4 protein-coding genes are annotated in these 2819 nt (G+C 37.2%); all 4 read right to left on the bottom strand.

Features of this window, described 5'->3' with window-relative positions:
* A partial coding sequence (locus tag AC1DUW_RS25010) for an MFS transporter (RefSeq protein WP_477643739.1) occupies nt 1–416 on the bottom strand: 416 nt, incomplete at its 3' end.
* Nucleotides 417–575: 159 nt separating this feature from the next.
* Nucleotides 576–1577 carry a LacI family DNA-binding transcriptional regulator gene (locus tag AC1DUW_RS25005; RefSeq protein ID WP_053346424.1) on the bottom strand — a complete coding sequence of 334 codons (1002 nt, stop codon included), beginning with the start codon at nt 1575–1577 and terminating at the stop codon, nt 576–578.
* 219 nt (nt 1578–1796) lie between these two features.
* Nucleotides 1797–2633 (bottom strand): SDR family oxidoreductase, encoded by an 837-nt coding sequence (locus tag AC1DUW_RS25000; protein WP_116820590.1) that lies wholly within the window; start codon nt 2631–2633, stop codon nt 1797–1799.
* The coding region (locus tag AC1DUW_RS24995; RefSeq protein WP_477643738.1) for a mannonate dehydratase at nt 2630–2819 on the bottom strand (190 nt) is incomplete at its 5' end. The genes AC1DUW_RS25000 and AC1DUW_RS24995, both read right to left, overlap by 4 nt.

Genomic DNA, 2819 nt, shown 5'->3' with positions numbered 1-2819 from the left:
CTATTCGTCAAACCAACAACCGATGCCCGTTGATTAGAAGGAAACCAGTTATTTACCATTTTATTGATTGTTGAGGAGAGTGGACCTTCACCCATCCCGAACAAAATACGAATGACAATCATACTGACAAACCCGACAGCCAGTACAAGTGCACCACTGAATATAGACCAAACAATCATAGCAACGAAAAGTGTCAGCTTCGCACCATATTTATCGGATGCCATTCCTCCAAGAAAGTTAAATATCGCATATCCTACAGAAAAACTACTAAAAATAATCCCCATCTGTGTCGCTGTTAACGATAAATCATCTTGAATAAACGGCGCTGCTATGGACAATGCAGAACGGTCTAAATAATTTATTACTCCTGCTAAGAACAAGAAAAGAATGATCATTCCTCTACCTTTTGTAAACATAAAGAACCCCCTAGATGTTTCAATTTTGAAAACGTTTCCAATTTATAACCAAGAACCAAAACATATTAAATAAACCCCTAAAAAGCATCAAAAGTAAATCGGTTTAGTAGAATAGAATCTAGTAAAAAAGCGCTTTCTTTTTTACTTAAAATCTTGCGTCTAGCAAGAATTTCTTGACAGCAAATTCGGTTTCAAACGATGCACGCTTGTGTCTTTTTTTCCAGTTTTATTTATCTGACTAAGCAATAACTCTGCTGCCTGATTTGCCATTTCAATTGCTGGCTGATTAACCGTTGTTATAGTCGGTGTATAGAAGTTAGCGTACGGGACTTCATCAATTCCAATAACCGCAACATCCTCAGGAATATTCATATCGTGTTTTTTCATAAATCGCAAAATTTCATTAAGTACGATATCATTTCCTGCTAATATGGCTTGAGGCGGTTTTTTTAATTCGAAAAATTCTGAAAGCGCATTCGGAATTTCTTCTGCATTCACTGTTTTAATATAATCTGCATTGAATTGTATTCCATGTGACGCGAGTGTATCTTTGTACCCCTGGATACGTTCAATTCGAGGACTGATATTATGGATTATAGAAGTGGTTATGATTGCAATTTTTTCATAACCTTTTTCTACAAACCGATCAACCGCTAACTTTGACGCAAGATGATTATCAAGCATTACAGTCGCAATATTTAATTCTTCTATCGTCCGATCCATAAATACAATTGGAAACTGATCACTCTTCATACGTTTATATAAATCAAGATTGTCCCCTGTGGGGAAAATGATGATTCCATCAACTTGCTTTGCTCTTAGCATTTCAATATAATTCTTTTCCTTCTCAGGATTATCATCTGCATTACATACAATAATATGAAACCCTTGTTTATAAAAGTAGTTTTCTATTGCACGTATAATTTGTGTAGAAAACGTGTGAAGAATATTGGCAACCACTACCCCAACCGTAAAAGTCGATTTTTGTTTTAAACTGCGCGCTATAATATTAGGTTGATAGTTCAACTCTTCAATAGTCTCTTCAATTTTTTTTCTAGTTTTTTCACTCATGTACTCGTATCGCTTATTCAAGTATTGGGAAACAGTGCTTTTCGATACTTTCGCATGTTTGGCGACATCAGTAATTGTAATAGTTTTCATTTCATTCATTCCTGTCTCGTGGTTTCATTTCTGTGCTTATCACCATTTAACAAAATGGTTTATGATATATAAGAAATATTCTATTATATTAAGAACAGCTTTACAATCACCTTCTGTTATACCGAAAATACACATCCCAATACCATTCCATAATTAGTGAGCTATCATAAAAAGACCAGTCGACTGCATGGCTTCTTTATTTTTAAAAAAGAAATTTGTTCACACTCCTGAGTAGGCCATGAAACCGCCATCAACTGGCACCGTTATTCCTGTGACAAAACCCGAATAGGATTCATCAACAAGCCAAAGCAATGTACCAAGCAAATCTTCAGGTTGCCCAAAGCGTTTCATGGGTGTTGCTGTTATAATTTTATTGGACCTTGCCGTAAGACTACCATCTTCATTAAGCAAAAGGTCTCGATTTTGCTTCGTCAAAAAGAAACCTGGTGCAATAGCATTCACACGTAAGCCCTCTTCAGCAAAATGAACAGCCATCCACATTGTAAAGTTATTTATCGAAGCTTTGGCAGCACTATATGCTGGTACTTTAGTCATTGGAGCGTAAGAGCTCATGGAAGAAATATTTAATATAACTGGTGCTTCCACTTGTAATAACGCTTTTCCAAAAACCTGACTCGCCAAAAATGTACCTGTAAAATTACTGGCAAAAACTTGAGAAAAACCATTTTCATCTAAATCGAAAAATGACTTTCCATCTACATCTTCCCCATATTTCTCTGGAGCTGTAATGGCATCAGGGTGATTGCCTCCAGCACCATTTATTAATAGGTCCACTCGTCCGAACGTTTCCAGTATTTTCTCTCTTGCATTCTCTAATGAGATTCTATCCAAAACGTCTGTCGCGATGGATATTGCAGTTCCGCCTGTTTGGCCAATGATATCGACTATCTGTTGTCCTTTTTCAGCCGTTCTGTTCAATATAGCTATTTTGACACCATGACGGGCTAACTCTACAGCCATTTTGGAACACAATACACCACTGCCGCCGGTGATTACTGCCACCCTATTTGTTAAGTTTTCGTGGATAGGCATCATGATTGCTTACCAACTTTGGAGGCTTCATATGCATCCCACAATCCAAGTAAATACATAATACCTAAAGCCCTGTCGTATAATCCGTAACCTGGGCGACAAACCTCTCCCCAAATGTGACGGCCGTGGTCTGGTCTTACATAGCCAGTATAATTTTGCTTGTTCAATTCTTCTACAACACCCTGCACT

It is taken from the genome of Peribacillus sp. P4_C12, assembly GCF_056402095.1.
This window is presented reverse-complemented; position numbering and strand designations above follow the sequence as displayed.

Excerpts from the sequence above, each read along its gene's own strand:
- AC1DUW_RS25005 (WP_053346424.1), bottom strand. The coding sequence starts at position 1,577 with ATGAAAACTATTACAATTACTGATGTCGCCAAACATGCGAAAGTATCG.
- AC1DUW_RS25000 (WP_116820590.1), bottom strand. The coding sequence starts at position 2,633 with ATGATGCCTATCCACGAAAACTTAACAAATAGGGTGGCAGTAATCACC.